This is a genomic window from Kitasatospora sp. NPDC034023 (assembly GCF_055575795.1).
This window is the reverse complement of the sequence record NZ_JBVIRY010000001.1, coordinates 299,754-316,782: the sequence shown is the minus strand read 5'-3', so window position 1 is coordinate 316,782 and position 17,029 is coordinate 299,754. Positions and strand designations below refer to the sequence as shown.

General features: G+C 72.9%; 14 protein-coding genes and 1 tRNA gene. 9 read left to right on the top strand and 6 right to left on the bottom strand.

Annotation, left to right across the window (positions count from 1 at the left end; genetic code table 11):
* Positions 1-85: 85 nt before the first annotated feature.
* The 7 genes from recR to ACZ52R_RS01350 all read left to right on the top strand — a co-directional run bounded on the left by recR (position 86) and on the right by ACZ52R_RS01350 (position 7,172).
* Entirely contained in the window at positions 86-685 is a 600-nt protein-coding gene (gene recR / locus ACZ52R_RS01380; RefSeq protein WP_360496337.1) for a recombination mediator RecR, read from the top strand.
* Positions 678-1,334 (top strand): DUF5063 domain-containing protein, encoded by a 657-nt coding sequence (locus ACZ52R_RS01375; protein ID WP_360496334.1) that lies wholly within the window; start codon positions 678-680, stop codon positions 1,332-1,334. The genes recR and ACZ52R_RS01375 overlap by 8 nt, the downstream gene beginning before the upstream one ends.
* Positions 1,335-1,751: 417 nt before the next feature.
* Positions 1,752-3,032 (top strand): aspartate kinase, encoded by a 1,281-nt coding sequence (locus ACZ52R_RS01370; RefSeq protein WP_360496331.1) that lies wholly within the window; start codon positions 1,752-1,754, stop codon positions 3,030-3,032.
* A gap of 28 nt (positions 3,033-3,060) precedes the next feature.
* Positions 3,061-4,122: an aspartate-semialdehyde dehydrogenase gene (locus ACZ52R_RS01365; RefSeq protein WP_465752452.1), complete on the top strand. Its 1,062-nt coding sequence runs from the start codon at positions 3,061-3,063 to the stop codon at positions 4,120-4,122.
* 308 nt (positions 4,123-4,430) lie between these two features.
* Positions 4,431-4,976: a SigE family RNA polymerase sigma factor gene (locus tag ACZ52R_RS01360; protein ID WP_360496325.1), complete on the top strand. Its 546-nt coding sequence runs from the start codon at positions 4,431-4,433 to the stop codon at positions 4,974-4,976.
* Positions 4,969-6,261 carry a hypothetical protein gene (locus ACZ52R_RS01355; protein ID WP_465752450.1) on the top strand — a complete coding sequence of 431 codons (1,293 nt, stop codon included), beginning with the start codon at positions 4,969-4,971 and terminating at the stop codon, positions 6,259-6,261. The genes ACZ52R_RS01360 and ACZ52R_RS01355 overlap by 8 nt, the downstream gene beginning before the upstream one ends.
* 113 nt (positions 6,262-6,374) lie before the next feature.
* Positions 6,375-7,172, top strand: coding sequence for an SURF1 family protein (locus ACZ52R_RS01350; RefSeq protein ID WP_465752448.1), 798 nt, complete (start codon positions 6,375-6,377; stop codon positions 7,170-7,172).
* 78 nt (positions 7,173-7,250) lie between these two features.
* Here the strand turns inward: ACZ52R_RS01350 and ACZ52R_RS01345 are convergent, their stop codons facing one another.
* The 4 genes from ACZ52R_RS01345 to ACZ52R_RS01330 form a co-directional block, all read right to left on the bottom strand.
* Positions 7,251-7,823, bottom strand: coding sequence for a hypothetical protein (locus tag ACZ52R_RS01345; RefSeq protein ID WP_465622753.1), 573 nt, complete (start codon positions 7,821-7,823; stop codon positions 7,251-7,253).
* Positions 7,820-9,700, bottom strand: a complete 1,881-nt coding sequence (locus tag ACZ52R_RS01340; RefSeq protein WP_465661452.1) for a S9 family peptidase — start codon at positions 9,698-9,700, stop codon at positions 7,820-7,822. Before ACZ52R_RS01340 ends, ACZ52R_RS01345 begins: the two co-directional genes overlap by 4 nt.
* Positions 9,701-9,917: 217 nt before the next feature.
* On the bottom strand, positions 9,918-11,411 hold the full coding sequence (locus ACZ52R_RS01335) for an MFS transporter (protein ID WP_465752445.1): 1,494 nt from the start codon (positions 11,409-11,411) through the stop codon (positions 9,918-9,920).
* Between the two features lie 175 nt (positions 11,412-11,586).
* Positions 11,587-11,964, bottom strand: coding sequence for a nuclear transport factor 2 family protein (locus ACZ52R_RS01330; protein WP_360253661.1), 378 nt, complete (start codon positions 11,962-11,964; stop codon positions 11,587-11,589).
* A 194-nt stretch (positions 11,965-12,158) separates the two neighbouring features.
* On the opposite strand from ACZ52R_RS01330, the gene ACZ52R_RS01325 reads away from it, so the two are divergent.
* Positions 12,159-14,933 carry an ATP-binding protein gene (locus ACZ52R_RS01325; RefSeq protein WP_465752443.1) on the top strand — a complete coding sequence of 925 codons (2,775 nt, stop codon included), beginning with the start codon at positions 12,159-12,161 and terminating at the stop codon, positions 14,931-14,933.
* Positions 14,934-14,992: 59 nt separating this feature from the next.
* Here the strand turns inward: ACZ52R_RS01325 and ACZ52R_RS01320 are convergent, their stop codons facing one another.
* Positions 14,993-15,952, bottom strand: a complete 960-nt coding sequence (locus tag ACZ52R_RS01320) for a YDG/SRA domain-containing protein (protein WP_465752442.1) — start codon at positions 15,950-15,952, stop codon at positions 14,993-14,995.
* Between the two features lie 261 nt (positions 15,953-16,213).
* Here ACZ52R_RS01320 and ACZ52R_RS01315 point away from each other — a divergent pair, with 261 nt between their 5' ends.
* Positions 16,214-16,645 (top strand): hypothetical protein, encoded by a 432-nt coding sequence (locus ACZ52R_RS01315; RefSeq protein ID WP_465752440.1) that lies wholly within the window; start codon positions 16,214-16,216, stop codon positions 16,643-16,645.
* Positions 16,646-16,901: 256 nt separating this feature from the next.
* Here ACZ52R_RS01315 and ACZ52R_RS01310 read toward each other — a convergent pair.
* Positions 16,902-16,975: transfer RNA gene (locus ACZ52R_RS01310), tRNA-Pro, on the bottom strand.
* Between the last annotated feature and the right edge of the window lie 54 nt (positions 16,976-17,029).

Genomic DNA, 17,029 nt, shown 5'->3' with positions numbered 1-17,029 from the left:
TCGGGCGTCGGGCGCTGTGTCCGACGCCCGATTCGTTGGATGATGGCACCGGAGCACCACCGACCATCCGAAGGAAGGCGCGACGTTGTACGAGGGCGTGGTTCAGGACCTGATCGACGAACTGGGCAGGCTGCCCGGCGTCGGGCCCAAGAGCGCCCAGCGGATCGCCTTCCACGTGCTGCAAGCCGACCCGATCGACGTGCGTCGGCTCGCGCACACACTGCTGGAGGTCAAGGACAAGGTTCGCTTCTGCGTGGTCTGCGGCAACGTCGCGGAGGCCGAGCAGTGCCGGGTCTGCCTGGACCCCCGCCGCGACCTCGCCGTCATCTGTGTGGTCGAGGAGTCCAAGGACGTCGTCGCCATCGAGCGCACCCGTGAGTTCCGCGGCCGCTACCACGTGCTGGGCGGCGCGATCAGCCCCATCGAGGGCGTCGGCCCGGACGACCTGCGCATCCGCGAGCTGCTGTCGCGCCTCGCGGACGGCACGGTCACCGAGCTGATCCTGGCCACCGACCCCAACCTGGAGGGGGAGGCGACCGCCACCTACCTGGCCCGGCTCTGCAAGCCGATGGGCCTGAAGGTGACCCGTCTGGCGAGCGGCCTGCCCGTCGGCGGGGATCTGGAGTACGCGGACGAGGTCACCCTCGGCCGCGCCTTCGAAGGGAGACGACTGCTCGATGTCTGACCGGACGATCAACCAGCAGCACACCCACGCGCACGGCTCGGAGCCGGACGACTTCGCCGTGCAGATCGCCGACTCGGTGGAGAGCTTCGTGCTCGCCGTCACCGAGGTCGCCAAGGGCGACGAGCCGGGCAGCGCGGTGTCCCTGCTGCTCCTGGAGGTCTCGCAGCTGCTGCTGGCCGGTGGCCGGCTGGGTGCCATCGAGGACGTCGTCCCGGAGGACCGCTTCGAGCCCGACACCGGTCCGGAGCCGGACGGCGAGCAGCTGCGCGAGCGGCTGGCCGAGCTGCTCGCGCCGATCGACGTCTACCACGAGGTCTTCGACCCGTACGGCCCGGCGGAGAAGCCCAACGCCTTCCGGATCTCGGACGACCTGGCCGGCGTGGTCAGCGAGCTCCAGCACGGCCTGACGCACTACCGCGAGGGCCGGGTCAGCGAGGCGCTGTGGTGGTGGCAGTTCTCCTACCTCTCCAACTGGGGTACGACCTGCACCGCGGTGCTGCGGGCCCTGCAGTCGCTGATCGCGCACGTCCGGCTGGACAGCCCGATCGGCGCGGCGCCGGACGGGGCGGACACCGACGACGACGGGCTCACCGACGAGCAGCTGGAGCAGCAGGCGGGCGACCTGATGGCAGCCGAGCTGGGGATGTAGCGGTAAGGCCAGGGCCGCAGGGGTGAGCGGTGAGCGGTGAGCGGCAAGCAGCAACGGCAACCGGCAACCGGCAACCGGTGAAGCGGTAACCGGTGAAGCGGGGATCGCGGTCGCGGCGCCGAGGGTGACGGATGTCGACTGTGACGGATGCCTCAGCGATCCGCCCGGAGAGGAAATCCGGCCGGGTCGCCGTCCGTGGACCCGCCGATTCTTCGGGGTCGTACCGAATCGCCCGCAGACCTGCCGGTGGAGCCACCCGTTTCGCCGATCACCTGCTGAAACAGGCGTCTCATCATATGGAAAGCGCCGGTCGGGGCACCCCTGCTCGGTAGACTGGCGCGGACCGCACACCCCCCTCCCCCCGGGGGGTACGGGGGCCTGGTGCCCCCGGAAAACGACACAAGTCGAGGAGCGCACGTGGGCCTTGTCGTGCAGAAGTACGGCGGCTCATCCGTTGCGGATGCCGAGGGCATCAAGCGCGTAGCCCGCCGAATCGTTGACGCCAAGAAGGCCGGCCATGAGGTCGTCGTCGTGGTGTCCGCGATGGGCGACACGACGGACGAGCTCATCGAACTCGCCGAGCAGGTGTCACCGCTGCCTGCCGGCCGTGAGTTCGACATGCTGCTGACCGCTGGAGAGCGCATCTCCATGGCGCTGCTGGCCATGGCGATCAAATCCCTGGGTCACGAGGCCCAGTCCTTCACGGGCAGCCAGGCCGGTGTCATCACCGACTCCGTCCACAACCGGGCGCGCATCATCGACGTGACGCCGGGTCGCATCCGCACCGCCCTGGACGAGGGCAACATCGCGATCGTGGCCGGCTTCCAGGGTGTGTCCCAGACCGGCAAGGACATCACCACGCTGGGCCGGGGCGGCTCGGACACCACCGCCGTCGCCCTCGCCGCCGCCCTCAAGGCCGAGGTCTGCGAGATCTACACCGACGTGGACGGCGTGTTCACCGCCGACCCGCGCGTGGTGAAGAAGGCCCGCAAGATCGACTGGATCGCCTACGAGGACATGCTCGAGCTGGCGTCCTCCGGCTCCAAGGTGCTGCTCGACCGCTGTGTGGAGTACGCCCGGCGCTACAACATCCCGATTCACGTACGCTCGTCCTTCTCGGGTCTCCCCGGGACGATCGTCAGCAACGACAACCCGAACAAGCCCGAAGGGGGCGAGATGGAGCAGGCCATCATCTCCGGAGTCGCCCACGACACCTCCGAGGCCAAGGTCACGGTCGTCGGCGTGCCCGACAAGCCGGGCGAGGCGGCCCGTATCTTCCGTGCCATCGCCGACGCCGAGGTCAACATCGACATGGTGGTGCAGAACGTCTCCGCCGCGTCGACCGGCCTGACCGACATCTCCTTCACCCTGCCCAAGACCGAGGGCCAGAAGGCCATCGACGCGCTCGGCCGGGTCAAGGAAGGCATCGGCTACGAGTCGCTGCGCTATGACGACGCGATCGGCAAGATCTCGCTCGTCGGCGCAGGAATGCGCTCCAACCCGGGCGTCACCGCGACCTTCTTCGAGGCGCTGTCCGCCGCGGGCGTCAACATCGAGCTGATCTCCACCTCGGAGATCCGCATCTCGGTCGTCACCCGTGCCGAGGACGTGCCGGAGGCCGTCCGCGCCGTGCACAGCGCCTTCGGCCTGGACAGCGAGACGGACGAGGCCGTCGTCTACGGCGGCACCGGACGATGACCCGGGAGCGCAGCGGAGGCACCGGGCGATGACCCGGCGGCCGAACCTCGCCGTCGTCGGCGCCACCGGCGCGGTCGGCGAGGTGCTGCTCGGCCTGCTCTCACTCCGTCAGGACGTGTGGGGCGAGGTCCGACTCGTCGCCTCCCCGCGCTCGGCCGGCCGCAAGCCGGTCGTGCGCGGCGAGGCCGTCGAAGTCGTCCCGCTGACCGAGGAGGCCTTCGCCGGGATCGACATCGCCGTGTTCGCCGTCCCCGACGAGGTCTCCGCCCAGTGGGCGCCGATCGCGGCCGCCAAGGGCGTCGTGGTGGTCGACGACTCCGCCGCCTTCCGCACCACCGGGGACGTGCCGCTGGTCGTCCCCGAGATCAACGCGGCCGCGCTGCGGATCCGCCCGCGCGGCATCGTCGCCAGCCCGGCCAGCACCACCCTCGCGATGATCGCGGCGGTCGGTGCGCTGCACGCCGAATACGGGCTGACCCAACTCGTCGTCGCCTCCTACCAGGCCGCCGGCGGCGAGGGCCGCGACGGCGAGGCGGCCCTGCGCGAGCAGACCGTGCTCGTGGCGGGCACCGAGGTCGGCCGGCAGACCGGCGACCTGCGCGCGGTCATCGCCGACCACGGGCCGTTCGCCGCCCCCCTCGCGTACAACGCCGTGCCCTGGACCGGCGGACTGCGCGAGGGCGGCTGGGCCGCCGAGGAGCTGGGCATCCGGGACGAGTCCCGCAAGATCCTCGGCCTGCCCGCCCTGAAGGTCTCCGCGACCTGCGTCCACATCCCGGTCGTCCGCACCCACGCGCTGGCCGTACACGCCCGGTTCGAACGGGAAGTCACCCAGGAACACGCGCAGGACATCCTGCGCGACGCACCCGGCGTGGTCCTCTACGACGACCCGGCGGCCGGCGAGTTCCCGACGCCGAACGACGTGGTCGGAACCGACCCGGTCTGGGTCGGGCGAGTACGCCGGGCCCTGGACGAGCCGGAGGCACTGGACCTGTTCCTGTGCGGGGACAACCTGCGCAAGGGAGCGGCGCTCAACCTGCTCCAGATCGCCGAACTGGTGGCCGGCGAGCTGACGGTGGACCAAGGCTGAGCCGGCGGTGGACCGGGTCCGTGAGGCCTGACATTCGTTCCGATGTGCCCGATTGTGTCCACACCTGTGTCCATACCTGTGTCCGCTCCTCGACACAATCTGTCCGGAATCCCGAGGGAATCCCCTGGAGGCCGCTTCCGCCCATGCGGAAGAATGGGCCCCCGGCTGGGCAACCATGACAGGGGATCGAGTGTCCAACGGGCGTGGCGAACGTGATGGTGGGGGCAAGGGCGGGCATTCCGGCGAGAGCCGCGGTGTCGTTCCCCTCGCGCGCCCCGTGGCCTGCGAGTAGGCCGGAAGACGACCTGATGACGGCGGCCGCACGGGGTGCGGCGGACTCCGGCGCCGGTACCGACGCGGGTACCAGCGAGGACCTGCTCACCGAGACCTACCAGGCGCACTACCGCTCGCTGCTGCGGCTCGCCGCGCTGCTCCTCGACGACCTCTCGACCTGCGAGGACGTCGTCCAGGAGGCGTTCATCCGGGTGCACGCCGCCCGGCGCCGGGTCCGCGAGCCCGAGAAGACCCTGGCCTACCTGCGACAGACGGTCGTCAACCTGTCCCGCTCCACGCTGCGGCGCCGGATCCTCGGCCTGAGACTGCTGCAGAAGCCCATGCCTGACATGGCCAGTGCAGAAGAAGGTGCCTACGATGCCCTGGAGCGCGACCAGTTGAAGGCCGCGCTGCGTGGTCTGCAACGCCGTCAGCGGGAGGTTCTGGTGCTGCGTTACTTCGTGGACATGACGGAGGCGCAGGTCGCCGACACCCTGGGCATCTCGCTCGGCTCGGTGAAGGCCTACGGATCGCGCGGAATCGCCGCCCTGCGCACGCAGATGGAGGCCGGTCATGGCTGAGGCGGGGGCTGCGGCTGGGGCTGGGGCGGACGGCACCGGGCGGCGGGCGGTGGACGGCGTCGACGGGGTGGACGGGGTGGCCGCCGAACCCTCGGGGTCGCCGGTGCCCCCGGGGTCCTCGGGTGTCTCGGGTGTTGCGGGTGTTTCGGAGCTCTCCGGGGTGTCCGGGCTGTCGTCCGACGAACGAGCCGTACGGGAACTCCTGCACCACGCCGTCGCCGGGATCCAGCCCTCCGCCGGCGGACTACCCCGGATCCGGCGAGCCGTACCCCGCCGGCGAGCCGCCCGGCGCGGAGCCTGGACCGGAGCCGCCGCCCTCGCCTTCGCCGTCGCGATCGCCCTCCCGGTCCTGCACGAAGGAGAACACCTCGGGCTCTCCGGCGGCCCCGGCACCGCCGACGCCAACAGCCCCGCCGCCACCGCCCCCAGCGGCACCGCCATCGGCACCAGCGGCACCGGCGGCGCCCCGCCCCCAGGCCCGAGCGGCACCGGAGCCACCCCGCCGGCCGCCGGCACGCCCGCCACCTCCCACACCCCCGGCGCCGGGGCCACGCACATCGACGGCACCGTCTCACCCACCGGAACCGTTGGGACCGGCGACAGCGACATCATCCCGCTCTGCACCCGCACCGACCTCGGCGACGGCGCCGCACAGGTCGGCTCGGCCGACGCGACGGGACGGATCTACGGCTCGTTCACCGTCTACAACGTCTCCGGGCACAGCTGCCGCCTCGGCGGGCCCGGCGCGGTCGCCGTCACCGGCGTCAGCGGCGGCGACCGCAACCGCATCCGCACCGCCGACCACTCCCCGGGCGACCCGGCCGGCGGCCTGACCGCCATGGACACGGAACCGCCGGTACTCGCCCCGCAGACCGGATACCGGGTGCCGTTCGCCTGGATCCCCGACCAGACCTGCACCACCGGCCCCGGCGTCGCCACCAGCGCCCCGACCGGCGCCAACCAGGCATCCCTGACCTCCCAGGCCCCTGCGGCAGCCTCGGGCGTCCCGGCCGTCGGCGCCACCAGCGCCCCCAGCGCCAACCCCCGGGCCACCACATCCCCCTCGGCGGGCCCCACCACGGCCCCCAGCCCCACCGCCACCCCGACCACCGACCCCACCACCCCGGCCCCTACCGCCACCATCGCCCACACCCCGGCCCCGGGCAGCCCCACCGCCGCCACCGCGACCCTGCCCCTGGCCTGCAGCGGGACGCTGTACCGGGGCGGAGTGCAGTCGGTGGGCGGTTCGGCGCCGCAGCCGACGGGTTCGCCCTCGGTCGGGTGAGGACGTCGATGAGGGTGAGGCCGTCGGCGGGGTGATGAGACCGGCGGGGTGAGGAGGGCCAGGACCGGGCCCTGGGGGCGGGGTGGGTGTGAGGAGTGGTTACCGTGGGGGGTGTGTACCGGTTCCTCCTGACTCCGCGATGGCTGGGCGGCACCGCTTTGGCCGTGGCGGCCGTGGCGGTGTGCGTGTGGCTGGGCTCCTGGCAGCTCGGCCGGTTCGAGGACCGGGTGTCCACGCACAACGAGACCAAGCAGGCGATCACCGCTTCGAGTGACGCCAGGCCGATCGACGCGCTGCTCAACCAGGCGACCCCGCAGGTGACCACGGAGACCGTCGGCAAGCCCGTCACGGTGACCGGCAGCTACGACACCGAGCACCAGCTCCTCGTCCCCAACCGGGTGGTGGACGGCAAACAGGGCTACTACGTACTCACCCCGCTGCGCACCGCCGACGGGCACGCCGTGGCCGTGGTGCGCGGGTGGGCGCCCGGGGCGCCGGCCGCGGGGACCGCGGGATCGGCCGCCGCGCTGCCGCCGGGCGGGTCGGTGACGGTGACCGGGCGGCTGCAGGCCAACGAGGCCGTCGGCAGCAACGGTGCGGTGGCCGGCGGTCTGCCGGCCGGGCAGCTCGGCATGATCAACCGGGCCGCGCTGCTGAACGTGCTCGAGTACGACGGCTGGTACGACGGCTGGGTGGCCGCCGACGAGGCGCCCGCCGGCCTGACCTCCGTGCCGACCGTGCAGCCGGAGGGCGGGGACGGGCTCACCCTGCGCGCGTTCCAGAACCTCGGCTACACGCTGGAGTGGTTCGTCTTCGCGGGCTTCGTCGTCTTCATGTGGTTCCGCCTGGTGCGCCGCGAGGCAGAGGCGGAGCAGGACCGGGCCCTGGGACTGGACCCGGTCCTGGACTGACCGAGGGACCGACCGCCTGGCCGGTCCTCGGCCTCAGCGCTTGGTCGGCGCTTGGCTGGCCTCAGCGCTTGGTCGGCCTCAGCGCTTGGTCGGTGCCGGCGGTACCGCCGGCGGCTTGACCGGCGGCAGCGTCGGGGCCAGCGTCGGGGTCGGTGCCGGGATCAGCGGCTGGGCCGGTGTGGTCGAGCCGACGGGCACCGGCGTCGGGTTGCCGAAGCAGTGGTTGTGGACGCTGCCGGTGGTGTCGTTCGAGTCGTAGTGGTCGATGTGGTGGTGCACGGTGCGCCCGGTCTTCGAGCCCTTGGAGCCGCTCGACCCCTTCGAGCCCGACGAGCCCGACGAGCCCTTGGAGCCGCTCGACCCCTTCGAGCCCTTGGCGAGCTGGACCGTGCCGTCCCCGTCGGCCGGCTCGTACGCGGCGTAGGCCGCCGGCACGACCGGGGCCCCCGCCCCGACCGCGCTCGCCCGGGTCGCCGTGGCGAGCGGCGTGACGGGGACGGCCGGGACAGCGGGTGCGGCGGGTGCGGTGGTGGGCACGGCCGGCACGGCCGGGGGCGGGCAGGAGGCGTTGTCGCTGTGCGATCCGGAGCAGCCGGTGAGCACCAGGGCCCCGGCCGCCACCGCCCCCGCGAGTATCAGCGCCCGTCTCACACCGACTCCCCGTCGCCGTCGCGCTCGGCCGCGCCCAGGTGCCGCCGGACGAAGTCGATCTCCAGCCGCAGCTGCTTGATCCGCTCCTCCACGACCAGCGACCCGTGCCCGGCGTCGTACCGGTACACCTCGTGCGTCCTGCCGAGCTGCTCCAGCCGCTCGACGTAGTTCTCGATCTGCCGGATCGGGCAGCGCGGGTCGTTGACCCCGGCGCTGATGTACACCGGGACCCGCACCTGTTCGACGTAGGTCAGCGGTGAGGAGGCGGTGAAGCGGTCCGGCACCTCCTCCGGGGTGCCGCCGAAGAGCGTGCGGTCCAGCGACTTGAGCGCCTCCATCTCGTCGGCGTACGCGGCGTGGTAGTCCGCGACCGGCACGGCGGCGACGCCGAGGGCCCAGGCGTCGGGCTGGACACCGAGGCCGAGCAGGGTCAGGTAGCCGCCCCAGCTGCCGCCGGTGAGCACCAGCCTGCGCGGGTCGGCGAGGCCGCTGTCGACCGCCCACTCCCGGACCGCCGCGATGTCCTCCAGCTCGATCAGGCCGACCCGCTCGTGCAGGGCGTCGGTCCAGGCCTGGCCGTAGCCGGTCGAGCCGCGGTAGTTGACCCGGACCACCGCGAAACCGTGGTCCAGCCAGGCGGCCGGGCCGGCGGCGAAGGAGTCGCTGTCGTGGTGGGTCGGGCCGCCGTGGATCTCGAACACGGTCGGCAGGGGGCCGTCCTCGGGGGTCGTCCCGGCCGGCCGCTGCACGAGGGCGTGCACCCGCCCGCCGGGCCCGTCCACCCAGACGTCCTCGACCGGGACCGAGCCAGGCGGCACCGTACCGGGCGCCCGCAGCACGACCGTCCCGGCGGTGGAACGGACGGCGGAGGGCTCGGCGGCGGAGGACCACAGGTACTCGACGGTGCCGTCCGGACGGGCCGTGGCACCGCCGACGGTGCCGCGCGGGGTGTCGAGACGGGTGAGCCGGCCGTCGGCGAGCGCGTACGAGAACAGCTCGCTGCGCGCCTCGTACTCGTGCTCCACCAGCAGCTCCTCGGCGCCGGGGCGCCACTGCGCGGAGACGTCGCCGGGCAGTTCGCGGCCCTGCTCGTCGCGCAGCGGCAGCGCGGTCTCGGCGCCGGTGGCGACGTCCCAGATCATCGGCTCCCAGCGGCCGGTGCGCTGGTGGGCGACCAGCAGGCGGGTGTCGCCCCCGACCGGGGCGAAGCCGAGGCAGGCGACGCCGCGCGGCTCGTCCCGGCCGGTGACCTCGTCCAGTTCGGCGACGGTCTCGATGGCGGTCTCGACGGCGGGGGTGCCGGTGCCGGTGAGGCGGACGACCCGGATCGCGGAGTGCATCGCGTCGCCGTGCTCGGTGTGGTCGATGGCGAGCAGGGTGCCGTCGTGGCTGAGGTCGCCGACGCCGCCGTACTCCGCGTGCCGGTAGATCTCGACCGGCTCGGCGTCGCCGGGGCGGCGCAGGTGCAGGGTGGTGCCGTCCTCGTCGGTGGAGCGGCCGACGACCACGGTGCCGTCGCGGCCGAGGGCCAGGCCGGCCGAGTAGGAGGGGGCGAGGCCGGGTACGGCCTCCTCGTCCGGGCCGCCCGCGAACGGCTGGCGGCGCCAGACGCCGAACTCGTCGCCGTCCTGGTCGTCGAACCACCAGACCCAGGCGCCGTCCGGGGACAGCTCGGCGTCGGTGGTGCCGTTCGGGCGGTCGGTGACCTGGCGGTGGGCACCGGTGGCGCGGTCCCAGGCGTAGACCTCGTAGGTGCCGGTCGCATTGGACACGTACAGCGCCCGGTCCGGGGCGTCCTCGGCCCAGTCGGGCAGCGACACCCGGGCCGCCCTGAACCGCTGCTCCCACGCCGGTACGGCGCTCTTCTCCTCGCTCATCCGACCATCCAACCCGATCGGGGGGAGGGAATGGAACGGGCGGGTGGGCCTGAGGCCACCCGCCCGGTGGTTCGGGGGTGTTCACGAAGGGGGGTCGCGCCGGTTCGTGCCCGCTCGGCGCTGGTGCGGCGCCCGCTCGGCCCGGCCGCGGTGCCCGCTCGGCGCTGGTGCGGCGGGGCGGCCTTTGCGTCGGCGGGCCGGGCCTTGCGCGGGCCGGTCAGCTCTCGCGCGGCAGCAGGCGGACCAGGCCCACGAGCACCAGCTCCAGCACCGCCAGCGCCAGGACGCTGTGGCCGAAGGCGGCGGTCGCGTCCCCGGCGCCGTAGTAGACGAGGCCGATCAGCGCGATCCCGACCGCCCCGCCGACCTGCTGCACGGTGGCCACCACCCCGGCGGCGGAGCCGGCCAGCCGCGGCTCGACGCCCTCCAGGACGACGGCGGTGACCGGGGCGATCACCAGGCCCATGCCGAGCCCGTCCACGAACAGGCCGGGTGCCAGCCACCAGACGCTGCCGTCCGCGAAGTCGTACACGGCGAGGGCGAGCAGGCCCAGCCCGGCGGCCATCAGCAGCCCGCCGACGGAGATCGTGCGGGGGCCGCCGAGACGGGCGGTGAACCGGTGGGTGGTCGTGGAGGTGATCAGGTAGCCGAGGCCGATCGCGGTGAAGACCAGCCCGGCTCCGAGCGCGTCCAGGCCGCGGCCGAACTGCAGGTGCAGGGCGAGCACCAGAAAGAAGGAGCCCTGGCCGAGCCAGAAGGCGAGTTGGGCGAGCACACCGGCGCTGAAGGTGCGGCTGCGGAAGAGACGGGTGTCGACCAGCGGGGTGGCGGTGGCAGTGGTGTCACTCGCCGTGGCGGTGGCAGTGGCGGTCGCGGCGGTGTCGCGCGAGGTGGTGTCGCTCGGGGTGGTGCGGTGCTGGTGCACGGCGAAGGCGGCGAGCAGGGCGAGCGAGGCGACCAGGCAGAGCACCGTCCACAGCGGCCAGCCCAGCTGGGGGCCCTGGATCAGCGGCAGCACCAGGGCGGTCAGCGCCGTGGTGACCAGCAGCACACCGACCGGGTCCAGGCCGGGCCGCTGCGGGGCGCGGGACTCCGGCAGGCAGCGCCGGACCATCACCAGGGCGACCAGGCCGATCGGCAGGTTGATCAGGAAGCAGCTGCGCCAGCCGAGACCGAAGAGGTCCGCCCGGATCAGCAATCCGCCGATCAGCTGGCCGAACACCGCGCCGACACCCATGGTCAGCCCGTACCGGGCGAAGGCCCGAGCCTGCGCCGCGCCGCTGAACGCGGTCCGCAGGATCGCCAGCACCTGCGGGCCCATCAGTGCCGCCGCCAGGCCCTGCACCACCCGGGCGCCGACCAGTGTGGCGGCCGTGGGGGCGAGGCCGCAGCCTGCCGAGGCGAGGACGAACAGGGCCAGACCGAGGCCGAACACCCGGCGGCGGCCGAAGCGGTCGCCGAGACGGCTGGCGGTGACCAGGCCGGCCGCGAGGGCCAGGCTGAAGCCCGCCATCACCCACTGGACGGCGGCCGGGCCGGCGCCGAGGTCGGCCTGGAGGGAGGGGAGGGCGACGTTGACGACGAAGATGTCGAGGGCGGTCATGAAGGTGGCCGTCAGGACGACCGGCAGCAGGCCCTTGGGGGCCGGTGCCGCCATCGTTGTGGCAGGCGGCGCCGGGGCGGGCCGCCGGGTGTGCAGGGCGGTGCTCATCTCGGGGTCTCCTCACGGGGGGTTGGCGGTTCGGTGGGTCGGCCGTACGGGGGTCCGGTGGTTCGGCGGTCCAGGGATCCGGCGGTTCGGCGGTTCGGCGCGGCGAAGGAAGGGGCGGGCCAGGGGAAGCGGCCCGCCCCTCCTGCGGGAAGGTGACGGCTGCGGCCCGGTGGCCTCAGGCGCCCGGCACGCGGTCGAGGAATCCGTACACCGCGCCGATCCGGCCGTCCGGGGTGGCCGCCAGCACGTCGAAGCCGATCACCACCGGCTCCGCGCCGGCCGGGCCGAGGTTCCAGGTGAAGCGGGCGATGTCGTGGTGCGCGTCCACCGGGCCGAGGGTGAACTCCAGCCCCGGGAACTGGGCCTGGGCCGCGCCGATCAGCGCGTCGATCGCGTCCCGGCCGGCGACCGCGGCCAGCGGGTCGGTGTAGCGGCCGTCCTCGGCCCACACCTCGTCGACCAGCTTGCGGCGGGCCGCCGGGTCGGTCTCGTTCCACACCGCGAGGTAGCGCTCGGCGAGCTGCTGGAGGGCGGCGGTGGTGATCTCGGTCATCGTCATCTCCCGTGTTCCGGTGGGCGGTTGGCCGGGTCGTTCCCGGTGCTCACAAAGGTAGGGATGGGCGGGCGACGGCGAATCCGTCACGTATAGGTAGGGGGGTACGTAGGTTCGTGCGGGGGGTACCGATGGCCCCGCCCGTCGGGCTTCTGCGCTGGGGCGGCGCAGGCCGGATGGGTAGGGTCGGGGGCATGTTGTACGGGAGGGAAAGCGAACAGGCCGCCGTGGACGGACTGTTGGACGCGGCACGGGCCGGCCGCAGCGGCGTCCTGCTGCTCCGCGGCGAGGCCGGCATCGGCAAGACCGCACTGTTGGACGACGCCGTCGCGCGGGCGGGGGCGGCGTTCCGGGTGATCCGGGCGGCGGGCGTCGAGTACGAGGCCGAGCTGCCGTACGCCGGGCTGAGCCTGCTGCTCGCACCCGGCCTCGACCGGCTGGACGCCCTGCCCGGGCCGCAGCGGCGGGCCCTGGAGGCGGCGTTCGGGCTCGCCGACGACGGGGATTCCCCCGGTCGGTCGTCTGACAGGCCGACCGACCGGCTGCTGGTCGGGCTCGCCACGCTCGCTCTGCTCGCCGAACTCGCCGCCGAACAGCCGCTGTTGTGCGTCCTGGACGACGCGCAGTGGCTGGACCGGGCCTCGCTGGACGCGCTGCTGCTGGCCGCCCGGCGGTTCCAGGCCGAGGGAGTGGCCCTGCTGCTCGCCTCCCGCACCGCCGGCGGCACCGGAACCAGCGCCGGCGCCGGCAGCCTCACCGGCAGCGGTGTTTCAACGGAACACCGACTCGGCCTCCCCGAGCTGGAAGTGACCGCCCTGGCCGAGACCGACGCCACCCGGCTACTGACCCGACGGGCCGGCCCCGACCTGCCCGCCGGCGTCTGCGACCGGCTGCTCGCCGAAGCCGCCGGCAACCCGCTCGCCCTCACCGAACTCCCCGTCGCCGCCGGGCCGCAGGCGCACGCGCCGGGCGGTCTGCCGCTCACCAGCAGGCTCCTGATCGCCTTCCACGGCCAGGCCACCGGCCTGCCCGCGGCCACCCAGACGCTGCTCCTGGCCGCCGCCACCGAGGAACGCGGCGAACTCGACGTCGTCCTGGCCGCCGCAGCCGCGCTCGGCGTCACCGCCGAACACCTCACCCCCGCCGAGGAATCCGGCCTGGTGACGGTCACCGCCGACCGCCGGATCGCCTTCCGGCACCCGCTGCTGCGCTCAGCCATCCTCCAACGTGCGCCACACCACCAGAAGTTGACGATCCACCGGGCCATTGCCGACGTGTTGCCGGACGGCGACCGCCGCACCTGGCACCTCGCCCTGGCCGCCACCGCCCCCGACGCCGACCTCGCCGACGCCCTGGAACGCGCCGCCGTCCGCGCCGAACGCCGCGGCGCCCACGGCGGAGCCGCCGCGTACGAGCGCGCCGCCCGGCTCACCCCGGACCGCGACGCCGCCACCCGCCGACTCGTCCTGGCCGCCGAAGCAGCTACCGAAGAAGGCGAGTTGGTCCGGGCCGAGGCGCTCGCCGACGAGGCCGCCGCCCGGACCGACAGCGTCCTGGCGCACGCCCTGCTCGACCAGGTCCGGGCCACCGCGCACTTCTGGCGCGGCTCGTACCCGACCGCCTACCGGCTGCTCCTCGACGCCGCCGGCACCCGCATCGACCCGTCGTACGCCGCCCGGATGCTCCTCCAGGCCTTCCACACCGCCTGGTACGCGGGCGAGGAACCGGTGATCGCCGTCCTCGACCGGCTCGCCGCCCTCCCCCTGGCCGACGGCGACCCCCTCGCCCCGCTCGCCCGCCACCTGCCCGCCGCCGTCCTCCCCGCCCTCGGCCGGCCCGCCACACCGCCGCCGCCCGTCCGGGAAGCCGCCGAAGCCGCCCGCCGGGCCGGCGCCGAAAGCCCTGTCGACCTCGTCCAGCTGTGCGGCGCCACCCTGATCCTCGGCCGCGACGAGGAGACCGCCGAACTCGGCGGCGAACTCATCGCCGAAGCCCGCGCCAAGGGCTCCATCGGCGTGATGCCCACCCTGCAGTTCTTCCTCGCCGAAGCCGAACTCTTCCACGGCCGCCACCGCGACGCCGAACTCACCGCCACCGAGGCCCTCGGCCTCGCCCGCGACACCGGCCAACACCAGTGGGTCAGCCAACTCACCGCGCTGCTCGCCTACCTGGCCGCACTCGACGGCCGCACCGACCACTGCACCGAACTCGCCGCCACCGCCCTCGCCACCACCGGCCCGCAGACCGCCGCCCCCGCGGCCGGCCTCCCCTGGGCCCAGTGGGCGCTCGCCCTCCTCGACCTCGGCCAAGGCCGCGCCGGCGACGCCGCCGACCGCCTGCACACCCTCACCACCGGCCCCCACCGGCACCACGTCAGCGCCACCCGGGCCGTCCCCGACCTGGTCGAAGCCGCCGTCCGCCTCGGCACCCCCGAACGCGCCGCCGCACCGTACGAGCGCTTCGCCCGCTGGGCCACCACCGCCGACCGCCCGTGGGCCCACGCCCTGCGGCTACGCTGCCAAGCCCTCCTCGGCCCCGACGAACTCGCCGAATCCGCCTACCGCGCCGCCCTCGACCTCCACGAACCCGGCCACCGCCCGTTCGAACAGGCCCGCACCGCCCTCCTCTACGGCGAGTGGCTGCGCCGCACCCGCCGCCGCACCGACGCCCGCCCCCACCTGCGCACCGCCCTGGAAACCTTCGACCGCCTCGCCGCCCACCCCTGGGCCGCCCGAGCCCGCACCGAACTCTCCGCCACCGGCACCCCCGCCCCCACCCCCTCAGGCACCCCGCAGTCCCCCCTCACCCCCCAGGAACTCCAGATCGCCCGCCTCGCCGCCCAAGGCCTCACCAACCGCGACATCGCCGCCCAGCTCTTCCTCAGCCCCCGCACCGTCGCCCACCACCTCTACAAGGCCTACCCGAAGCTCAACATCACCTCCCGCACCGAACTCCCCACAGCCCTCTGAGGCCGGCCCGGACCGGGGCCTGCCGAACGGCATTCGGCAGCACCCGGTCCCGTTTTGAGCTAGCCGGCGGGATCGTCGTCGGTTGAGGGGGCTGCGGAGTGCTTCCAGCCCTCGGAGTAGTGCTCGCGGTGATAAGCCAGATGAGCCGGGTCTATCTGATGGTTGGGAGCCTCACGCAGCCTCCCGACCTCCTTACGCGCAGCGTGGTCAGTAACCGTCAGATCATCCGCGATCGTCAACATGCCGAAGTCGAACAGGGTGTGATGGTTGGGGCAGAGGCACAGCACATTGCCCGCGACATCGGGACCATTGTGCGGCCGCCCCAGGCCCCGCACGTGAGCCGCCTCGGCGTATGCGCCGGTAGGCGTGCGAAGCCGCTCGCCGCACACCTGGCATGTGAAGTCGTGGGCCTGCTTCACGTAGTCCGCCACCTTCGTGCTGCGGACGATGCGGCGAACCATCGCTTCTGTACGTGTTGGCGTCGGCTGGCCGACGGGCTCGACAAGCATTGGTTCAGGGGCTACTGCCTCGGTGGGTTCGAGCTGCAGCAGCCGGTAACGCCAGATTCGGAAGCCGGACCGACCGATGTCGTGCCAGGAGTCCACGACATGAAAGAGCCCGTCATAGCGGTAATGCGGATTGGCTGATCGATTGGGGCTGTGCCTCACCGCGCGGATAACCCGTACCGGCGTTCCCGTCGTCTGGCTGGTTACTAGGGCCGCGTTACCACGCGTGAGTTCTTGGTCGCGAACCTGTCGCTTCGTTTCCGGATCCCGTCCACCTTGCCCGGTGTAGACGATGACGTCCCCGTGATCCTCGTCGTCCTCGTACCCTCCGGAGACAACGATGGACTCGGCTCCGAGGTCTGCCGTGCCACAGATACCCGCCTGATTCGGCCGGTGCACTCTCGCATCGGCGAGTGCCTGTCGACTATTGAAGATGCGGCCGATCTCTATCCCTGGCACGGCTCCGAAGCCGTCAAAGGTGTCGGGCACAGCGGGAGCGGTGTCTTCCAGCAACGTTCGGGCCTCTCAGCGTCAACGAACCGATGTACTAGGGGGCGACCTTCGTACCGCGCAACGCATGTAGGCCCTTCTCGGTTCCACCGCCTGAGAGCCGCGAGGCGGCCCACGCAGGGTCCCTAGTCCCGTACTTCGCAGGTCGTTGATTCGGATGGATCGTGGCTCGTGGTGGTGTCCCCGGCGTGGGCATTGAGTGGTGTGTCGATGACTTCCCGGTCCCCGCGGCCACGGTCTGAGCGCCAGTGCCTGGAGTGCGTGATGACGTCCGTGGTGGAGAAGCGTCTGGGCGCTCTGCCTGTCGCTGCCGAGGGGGTCTTCGGCATTGAGCCGGGCCTGCTCGACGACGACCGCCTGGCCCGGGCCCTGGACGCGATCGCCCCGCACCTGTACCAGCTCGCGGGGACCGTCGGCGCACGGGCGATCACCGAGTTCGGCATCGATGCCGGGCAGTGCCATGGGGACATGACCAGCATGTCCGTCCACGGCGCCTACCCGCAGGAGGACCAGGACGAGGATTACCCGGTCATCAACTTGGGGCACCCCACGGACCGCCGGGTGGACCTGCAACAGGTCCAGGCCGGGATCGCCATGTCCGCCGACGGCGGCATCCCCCGGCAGCTGGGTGCTCTACTGGCGCATCGAGGAACTCGCGGGCACCTCGCGCGCCAGCGTCACACGTTGGACCCGTGACACGCTACTCGGCTGCGCCGGTTCCGCGTGCGTTGGATCCTCCGCCCGATCATTGCCGCAGTCGGAGGGAGTCATGCCCTCGATCAACACAGCGTGAGCTACATCACAGCTTCCGAGGGGATCTGCCGGTGTCGGATCGATCGGGTGCCCTGGCGGACTACCTAAGCTCGCAGGTCCCTGAGGCTTAGTCACTCAGTTGGTCACGCACAACGACAGAGGCCCTGCCGGATTTCTCCGGCAGGGCCTCTGCACTGGGTCGGGGTGGCGGGATTTGAACCCACGGCCTCTTCGTCCCGAACGAAGCGCGCTACCAAGCTGCGCCACACCCCGGTCCTGCGGTTTGTTGCTCTGTCTCCGTCGCAACGAGTAGAACTCTACCGGACG